Genomic DNA, 8,185 nt, shown 5'->3' with positions numbered 1-8,185 from the left:
GTCCACGGTGTGGTGGTCCAGATCACGGCATAGGTGTTGTCCAGACCTTCGCCCGCATTCTGCAACGCGAACTTGACCCAGATCGCGTCGGTCTGACGGTCGTGGTATTCGACTTCGGCCTCTGCCAGCGCGGTTTTCTCGACCGGCGACCACATGACGGGCTTCGATCCCTGATAAAGAATGCCGCTCATCAGGAATTTCTGGAATTCTTCAGCGATGATCCGTTCGGCGCGGAAATCCATCGTCAGATAGGGATTGTCCCACGTGCCGGTGATGCCAAGGCGTTTGAATTCTTCGCGCTGGATGTCGATCCAGCCTTCGGCGAACTTGCGGCATTCCTGACGAAAGTCGACGACAGGCACGTCGTCCTTGTCTTTGCCTTTGGCGCGGTACTTTTCCTCGATCTTCCATTCAATCGGAAGGCCGTGGCAGTCCCAGCCGGGGATATAGCGCGCATCGCGGCCCATCATCTGCTGCGAGCGAACAACCATATCCTTCAGGATCTTGTTCAGCGCGTGGCCGATGTGCAGGTGACCGTTCGCATACGGAGGGCCATCGTGAAGGGTGAAAGGCTTGCGGTCAGACGATTTCGCCTTTTCGCGCAGTTGTTCATAGATGCCGATCTTGGCCCAACGGTCCAACCATGCGGGTTCGCGTTTGGGCAGGCCCGCGCGCATCGGGAAGTCGGTCTGCGGCAGGTTCAGGGTGTTTTTATAGTCCGGCGAGGTGGCTTCGGCGCACATCTTGAGTGTCCTTGACGTCAGTAAAATTCACAGATGATGGGGCGGCGCGGCAGTCCATACGCCTTTGTCCCGGCGGCTCGTGTCAGAGCGCCGGGCATGTAATTCGAATGATGATCGCAAACATCTTCGTCATGGGCGCGGTTATAGGCCTGTGGGCAAGGGGCGTCCAGTGGGATATCCGGCCTATATGGCAACAGTTTTGCCGCAGGCGGTTGTGCCTCATGGACAGTCGATGGGCGATGGGGTTTCTTCGGCCCGAATTGGTCAAAGGTTTTGAAATGCGTCCTCTGGATATCGCTGTTGCTGGCGCGGGTGTTGGTGGATTGGCCGTGGGCGCGCTGCTGCGTCGGGCAGGGCATGAGGTCACCGTTTTCGATAAATTCGCAGAACCCGCGCCCGTGGGTTCGGGGCTGGTTGTTCAGCCGGTCGGCCTGTCGGTTCTAAAGGCTTTGGGCGCAGACCAGCGGGCGCTTGAACTGGGCAATGCCATCACCGCCATGCGGGGCCACGAGGCGGATCAGGGCAAGCGGGTTCTTGAGGTGTCTTACGTCACTCCGAAGTCCAGCCGGTTTGGTCTGGCGATCCACCGCGCAGCATTGTTCGATGCGCTTTATGGCGCGGCCCAAGCGGCTGGAGTAGCTTTGGTGTCTGCGTCGCAGGTCACGGGCCGTAGTGGGGCGCATTTGCTGTTCACGGATCGCCGCGAAGGGCCTTTTGATCTGATCATCGATGCTTCGGGCGCAGGATCGGTCCTGTCGCCTTTGAAAGCCAATCCGCTGGGCTATGGCGCGCTTTGGGCGACGGTGGATTGGCCTTCTGACACGCCGCTTCCACGCGATGAGCTGCGGCAGATGTATCGCCGCGCCAACCGCATGATGGGCGTGCTGCCGATCGGGTCCTTGCCGGATGCGACGGGGTTCAAGGCGGCGATCTTCTGGTCTTTGCCTGCCGATGGCGTCGCGGCGTGGCGCAAGGCGGGGCTACAGGCATGGAAGGACGAGGCCGTTTCGCTATGGCCCGAATTCGCACCCTTCGTGGATCAGATCACCGATCCCGACCAGATGACTGCCGCCAGTTATACACACGGCACGCTGGTGCGCCCCTATGGCGACGGCATCGCCTATATCGGTGACGCAGCCCACCGCGCCAGCCCGCAACTGGGGCAGGGTGCGAACATGGCCTTGCTGGATGCCTGGGCGCTGTCGCAGGCGATTGCCGAGGCGAGGGACGATGTGCCGCTTGCACTGCTGTATTACGCGCGGTCGCGGCGGTGGCATGTGTGGTCCTACCAGACCATGAGCCGCCTGTTCACGCCGCAATATCAATCGGATAGCCGTGTGCTGCCAGTGCTGCGCGACAGTCTTCTGTTCCCGCTTAGTCAGGTTCAGCCGGTGCCGCGCATCCTGACGCGGCTGGTCTGTGGCGACATGCTGCCCCCGACAGGAAGCCTGCCGGACCCCGATTAATCCGCTTGGGGCTTTGCACTATCGCGCTTGAACAAACCGGCCATGGAACTGGCCACAATCGAGCGGACCGATGGCTTGGATTTCGGACCAAAGGGGATCGGGCGGCAGACCTCCATCGCGGCCACGCCCACGCGGGCCGTCAACGCGCCGTTCACCACACCTTCGCCAAAGCGGCGCGATACGCGGGATAGCACACCGCCGCCCAAAACGGGTTCGATCAGGTCGTCGCCCACGGCCACGGCGCCCGTTGCCACAAGGTGCGAAAACACCGCGCGGGTCAGTCGCCAGCTGCCCAATGTGCCTGACCGCCCGCCATAGATCGTGGCAATCCGCCGGATCATCCGCAGGTTCGATGTCAGCGCCGCGGCCACATCCGCCAGCGCCAAGGGCACCAGCGCGGTGACACCGGCCACCTGACGTGCCGCTGCCTCAACCTCGGCCCGTGCGGCGTGGTCCAGCGGCGTCAGCAATTCGCGTTCGGTCAGCGCCAGCAATGCCTCGGCGTCGAACACCTCTTCCTTGCGTTCATTCAGGCGCTCTAGCCCCCACTTTGTGTCCTCGCGCCCTTTATAAAGCGCCTCGACCGAGCCCACCAATTTGCGCGCCTCGGACAGATCGCCAGAGGCAAGGACATGCCCCGCCTGCCGGTGCAGATCGTCCAGCTTTTTCAGGCGTGAAAACGCGGCCAGCTCCTTGATCGCGATCAACGCCAGAACCGCGATGAACAGGGCAAAGAGGCCCGTCACCAGCCAGCCAAGGATCGCATTCTGTGCCACAAGACTGGCGGCAAAGTTCCATGCGGTGACAGACATCACCGTGACGATGATTGCCGACAGAAGCGACCAGAACCATTTCGCCAGTTTGGACGCCGGACCGGCGGCCAAGGTTGCCGCCGTTGTCATCGCGCGTCCCTGCGGCACTTCGACGTCCGGCACCGGCGGTGCGCGGTCGGGCGTGTCGTGCGGCGTGTCCGCATCCAGTTCGATCAGCACGGGGCCTTTGTTCTGGGTCATTGGGCTGTCCTTTCGGCGCGCCATTGGAAATGGATATCCGGCAGGCCTTCGTCGTTGTCGCCCTCGGTGCGGGCGACTTCGGTAAAGTTGTGGGATGTATAGAGCTTTCGGGCCGCTGCATTGGCCTGAAATGTCCAAAGCGTCAGCTGCTCGCAGGTTGATTTCGCAGTCTTCAATAGCGCAGAGGCTATCCCTGAACGACGCCAGTCGCGGGCCACAAACAGGCTGTGAATATAGCCGTCTTCCCTTGCCAGAAAGCCCGCGGTCTCGCCCTCGATCTCGGCCACCGTGACCCAACCTCGGTCGATCATCTGTCCGGCGTGGGCGATATCTTCGGCCCCGCTGTGCAGCGTTGGTTTCCACGGGGTGTCGTGAACCGCCTCGGTCATCATCGCGCCCAAGGCGCCGGCGTCCAGCGCGCGAGCAGGGCGCAGGGTGATTGCGGGGCTGCTCACAACTTATCCCCGAACAGAAACTCTGCCGCGCGGTCCAGCCGGATGTGCGGCGGGCCTTCGCCCGGACGCAGGCGCAGGACCGACGGGGCAAAGGCCATATTGCCGTAATCCCCATCCAGCCACGCCTCTGCACCCTGTCGAGCAGGGGCAAGAAGCCGCGCGGGATCTTCGGGCAGTTCGCCCGCATAAAACGCCGCTTCCTTGCCGGTCATCAGCGTGCCGCGCACACAGTCCAGTTCGCCGCCGTTGTGCGGCACTGTTGTCTCTGTCGTCGCCCGCAGCGATGCCAACGACAGCGCCTTGGTCTTGGCTCCGGCAAAGTTCGCGCGGTCTTCGGCATCCCGCAACAGTGCTTTGGTGATTTGCGTCAACTGACGGTGCTGGGTGTGGTGCAGATGATCAGCCTTCGTCGCGGCAAACAGGATGCGCTCCACCCGTTTGCCCAGCAAAAGCTTCGTCAGAAAGGCGTTCGGGCCCGGGCGGAAGGCGCCCATCACCTCGGACAACACGCGACGCATGTCCTCAACCGCTTTGGGCCCTTGGTGGATGGCATTCAGCACATCAACCAGCACGACCTGACGGTCGATCTTGGAAAAGTGGTCGCGGAAGAACGGTTTCACGACGCGGGACTTATAGGCCTCAAACCGCCGCTCCATTTCACGCCACAGGCTTTTGCGCAGGGCATTCGGTTGTTCAGGCAGGGGCGCAAACGTCAGCACAGGGCTACCCGCCAGATCGCCGGGCAACAGGAATCGCCCCGGCGTACAGTCGGAAAAGCCCGCCTTGCGCGCGGCGTTCAGGTAGTCGGTAAAGGCATCGGCCAATGCGCGTGCGCGGGGTTCGGCCAGATCGGCGGTGCCGTCTTCGGCGTTTGCGAGCGCCAGAAATTCGGAGCCTTCGGGGCGCTCGGACAGGCGGGCCAGCGTTTCCTGGCTCCATTCCACATAAGATTTGTCCAGCAACGCCAGATCCAGCAGCCATTCGCCGGGATAATCGACGATATCCAGATGCACTGTGCGCGGCCCTTGGATGCCGCCCAGAATGCCCGTCGGTTGCACCTTCAGCGACAGACGCAGTTCAGACACCGCGCGGGTGCTGTCGGGCCAATGCGGGCTGGTCGAGGTCAGCGCAGCAAGGTGTTCTTCGTAATCAAAGCGTGGCAGCGTGTCGTCGGGCTGGGGTTGCAGATAGGCGGCGACAATCCGGCCCTCTGCCTCGGCCAAAAGCTGCCCCATGCGGGCGCGGTCCATCAGGTTGGCGACCAGCGACGTGATGAAAACCGTCTTGCCCGCCCGCGCAAGGCCGGTCACGCCCAAGCGGATTGTGGTGTCCGTAAAGGGGCTTGCCAATGTGCTGGCCACATTTTCCACGCCGCGCGTGAGGTTGTCGGCGAGGCTTCCGATTACCAAGATGCTGTCCTTCCAACTCGTATCCAACCCCAAGATAAGGGCGCGCATGGGCAGTTGCCAGAGGGGACAAAGACTTGCCCGTTCCCATGCCATTCGCTAAGGCGCATTTTATGCCCAGATTTGCGCTACAGGTAGAATATGATGGCCGCCCCTTTGCGGGCTGGCAGCGTCAGGCGGATCAGCCCTCGGTTCAGGGGGCGATCGAGGATGCTTTGGCCAAACTGGAACCGGGCCCGCACACGATTGCGGCGGCGGGGCGGACGGATGCGGGCGTGCATGCGCGCGCGCAGGTCTGCCATTGCGATCTGCAAAAGCCGTGGGATGCGTTCAAGCTGATGTCGGCGTTGAACCACCACCTGAAGCCTTTGCCCGTCGCCATAGTCGGATCTTCCGAAGTGGACGAGGACTGGCACGCCCGTTTTTCGGCGCATGAGCGCCGGTATTTATTCCGTATACTCAACCGCCGATCCCGCCCGACTTTGGAAGAAGGTCAGGTCTGGCACGTGGCGCATCCTTTGGATGTCGAGGCGATGCGTGAAGGGGCCAAGCATCTGATTGGCCTGCATGACTTCACAACCTTCCGATCCACGATGTGTCAGGCCGCAAGTCCGGTTAAGACACTGGATGAGCTGAGCATTTCCGAGGTGCCGACGACAGCCGGTCTGGAAATCCAATTCTATCTGCGCGCGCGGTCGTTCCTGCACAATCAGGTGCGCAGCTTTGTCGGCACGCTGGAACGTGTGGGCGCGGGCGGGTGGCATCCGGACAAGGTGCGCGAGGCGCTGGAAGCCAAGGATCGCGCGGCCTGCGGGCCTGTGTGTCCGCCCCATGGGCTGTATCTGGTAGGTGTCGGCTATCCGGACGATCCTTTTGCTTGAAGCATGACGCGACCCGCCTAGGTCGCATCCCATGGAAAACGCACTCATCATCGGCGCGTCAGGCGGCATCGGGGCTGCCGTGGCGCAAGAACTGACCGCACGTGGCGTGCAAGTCACCGGCCTGTCGCGGTCTGTCGACGGTTTGGATGTGACCAATGAGGCATCGATCCAGGAACATCTGTCGCGGCTGGATGGCCCGTTCGATCTGATTTTTGTCGCGACGGGCGCGTTAGAGATCAACGGCGCTGCGCCTGAAAAGTCGATCAAGCGGTTGGACCCGCAGGCCATGATGGACCAGTTCCGTCTGAACACGATTGGCCCAGCGATGGTTCTGAAACACGCCATCGGGCTGGTTCCACGCAAGAAGCGCGCGGTCATGGCGCTTCTGTCAGCGCGGGTCGGGTCGATTGGCGACAACGGTCTGGGCGGCTGGTATTCCTATCGCACCGCCAAGGCGGCTGTGAACCAGATCGTGCATTCGGCCGCTATCGAATTCGCCCGAACGCACAAGGAACTTGCCTGCGTTGCTCTGCATCCCGGTACGGTCGAAACGAACTTCACCGCGAAATATGCCGACAGCCATCCAACCGTCACACCCGAGGTCGCGGCCAAGCGGCTCTGCGATGTGATGGCCAGCCTGACGCCCGAGGAGACGGGGCGCTTTTACGATTATGCCAAGAAGGAAATTCAGTGGTGAGCCGTCTTGTTCTGGTGCTTGGGGATCAACTGGCTGAAAATCTGTCTGCGCTGCAAAACGCGGATAAGGACAGCGATATCGTCGTGATGGCCGAGGTCGCGGATGAGGCGACTTATGTGCAGCATCACCCAAAGAAAATCGCCGTGATCTTTGCTGCCATGCGCAAGTTTGCGGCGCGGCTTCGGGGTGATGGTTGGGATGTCCGCTATACCGAACTGGACGACACCGACAATTGCGGTTCGATCCCCGGTGAATTGCTGCGCCGTGCGGACGAGATCGGCGCGAAAGAGGTGATCGCCACCCAATGCGGTGAATGGCGGCTGATCAACGCGCTTGAGGATATGCCGTTGAAGCTAACCATGCATCCGGACACGCGGTTTGTGGCGTCGTTGGATGAATTCAACGATTGGGCGGATGGGCGCAAATCGCTTCGGATGGAGTATTTCTATCGCGAGATGCGGCGCAAAACCGGTCTGTTGATGGAGGATGATGAACCTGCGGGCGGGAAGTGGAATTTCGACCATGACAACCGCAAACCCGCGCCGGATGCCGTCGATTTTAACGGCCCAATGGAGTTCACGCCGGACGACACAGTGGAAGAGGTGCTTGATCTGATCGAGGCGCGGTTTGGCAACAGTTTCGGCACCTTGCGCCCGTTCTGGTATGCCACCGATCAGGGGCAGGCGCGCCGCGCGCTGTCGCATTTTATCAAACACGCGCTGCCGAAGTTTGGAGATTTTCAGGATGCCATGCTGGACGACAATCGTTTTCTCTATCACTCGGTGATTTCGGCCTACATCAACATTGGTCTTCTGGACCCGCTTGAGGTGTGTCAGGCCGCCGAACAGGCGTGGAAAGATGGCGATGCGCCGATCAATGCGGTCGAGGGGTTCATCCGCCAGATCATCGGCTGGCGCGAATACGTGCGGGGCATCTATTTCCGCGAAGGTCCGGAGTATCCGCGCCGCAATGCGCTGAACCATCAGCGCAAACTGCCCGAGTTCTTCTGGACCGCCGACACGAAAATGCGCTGTGTTGCGAAGGCCGTTGAGCAAACGCGGGACGAGGCCTATGCCCACCACATCCAGCGGCTGATGGTGACGGGAAACTTCGCGCTGCTTGCGGGGATCAACCCGCATGAGGTTCATGAATGGTATCTGCGCGTTTACATTGACGCCTTCGAATGGGTCGAAGCGCCGAATGTCGTGGGGATGAGCCAGTTTGCCGATGACGGGATCATCGCCTCAAAACCCTATGTGTCGTCGGGCAGTTACATCGACAAGATGTCAGATCACTGCAAAGCCTGCGACTACAAGGTCAAAGACAAGACCGGCGAAAATGCCTGTCCGTTCAATCTGCTCTACTGGCATTTCATGGATCGCCACCGCGACAAATTCGGGGGCAATCCGCGCATGGGGCAGATGTATGCAACATGGGACAGGATGAAGGATGATCGCAAGGAAACCGTTCTGCGCGAGGCAGATCAGTTCCTTGATAAGCTGTCCAAAGGCGAGCGCGTCTAGC

8 protein-coding genes are annotated in these 8,185 nt (G+C 61.1%); 4 read left to right on the top strand and 4 right to left on the bottom strand.

The window, feature by feature from the left end; translation table 11 throughout:
• The coding region (locus AC4FIA_RS16680) for a class I tRNA ligase family protein (RefSeq protein WP_490366778.1) at positions 1-743 on the bottom strand (743 nt) is incomplete at its 3' end.
• A gap of 221 nt (positions 744-964) precedes the next feature.
• Here AC4FIA_RS16680 and AC4FIA_RS16675 point away from each other — a divergent pair.
• On the top strand, positions 965-2,209 hold the full coding sequence (locus tag AC4FIA_RS16675) for an FAD-dependent oxidoreductase (protein WP_490366777.1): 1,245 nt from the start codon (positions 965-967) through the stop codon (positions 2,207-2,209).
• On the opposite strand, the gene AC4FIA_RS16670 is transcribed toward AC4FIA_RS16675, so the two are convergent.
• Genes AC4FIA_RS16670 through AC4FIA_RS16660 form a run of 3 tightly spaced genes read right to left on the bottom strand, consistent with a single transcriptional unit; the run spans position 2,206 to position 5,086 of the window.
• On the bottom strand, positions 2,206-3,222 hold the full coding sequence (locus AC4FIA_RS16670) for a YcjF family protein (protein WP_490366776.1): 1,017 nt from the start codon (positions 3,220-3,222) through the stop codon (positions 2,206-2,208). The two genes, AC4FIA_RS16675 and AC4FIA_RS16670, sit on opposite strands and share 4 nt — an antisense overlap.
• A complete protein-coding gene (locus AC4FIA_RS16665; RefSeq protein WP_490366775.1) occupies positions 3,219-3,677 on the bottom strand; it encodes a GNAT family N-acetyltransferase in 459 nt (152 codons plus the stop codon). Before AC4FIA_RS16665 ends, AC4FIA_RS16670 begins: the two co-directional genes overlap by 4 nt.
• Positions 3,674-5,086 (bottom strand): YcjX family GTP-binding protein, encoded by a 1,413-nt coding sequence (locus tag AC4FIA_RS16660; protein ID WP_490366780.1) that lies wholly within the window; start codon positions 5,084-5,086, stop codon positions 3,674-3,676. Before AC4FIA_RS16660 ends, AC4FIA_RS16665 begins: the two co-directional genes overlap by 4 nt.
• A gap of 110 nt (positions 5,087-5,196) precedes the next feature.
• Here AC4FIA_RS16660 and truA point away from each other — a divergent pair, with 110 nt between their 5' ends.
• The 3 genes from truA to AC4FIA_RS16645 are packed head-to-tail and all read left to right on the top strand — an operon-like array spanning position 5,197 to position 8,184.
• Positions 5,197-5,964, top strand: a complete 768-nt coding sequence (gene truA / locus AC4FIA_RS16655) for a tRNA pseudouridine(38-40) synthase TruA (RefSeq protein ID WP_490366774.1) — start codon at positions 5,197-5,199, stop codon at positions 5,962-5,964.
• Positions 5,965-5,995: 31 nt separating this feature from the next.
• A complete protein-coding gene (locus AC4FIA_RS16650; protein WP_490366773.1) occupies positions 5,996-6,661 on the top strand; it encodes an SDR family NAD(P)-dependent oxidoreductase in 666 nt (221 codons plus the stop codon).
• Complete coding sequence (locus AC4FIA_RS16645) at positions 6,658-8,184, top strand: cryptochrome/photolyase family protein (protein WP_490366772.1); 1,527 nt, start codon at positions 6,658-6,660, stop codon at positions 8,182-8,184. Before AC4FIA_RS16650 ends, AC4FIA_RS16645 begins: the two co-directional genes overlap by 4 nt.
• Position 8,185 lies beyond the last annotated feature (1 nt).

It is taken from the genome of Thalassococcus sp., from assembly GCF_982780845.1.
This window is presented reverse-complemented; position numbering and strand designations above follow the sequence as displayed.

Coding starts and splice junctions, on each gene's coding strand:
- truA (WP_490366774.1), top strand. CDS start 5,197: ATGCCCAGATTTGCGCTACAGGTAGAATATGATGGCCGCCCCTTTGCG.
- AC4FIA_RS16650 (WP_490366773.1), top strand. CDS start 5,996: ATGGAAAACGCACTCATCATCGGCGCGTCAGGCGGCATCGGGGCTGCC.
- AC4FIA_RS16670 (WP_490366776.1), bottom strand. CDS start 3,222: ATGACCCAGAACAAAGGCCCCGTGCTGATCGAACTGGATGCGGACACG.
- AC4FIA_RS16675 (WP_490366777.1), top strand. CDS start 965: ATGGACAGTCGATGGGCGATGGGGTTTCTTCGGCCCGAATTGGTCAAA.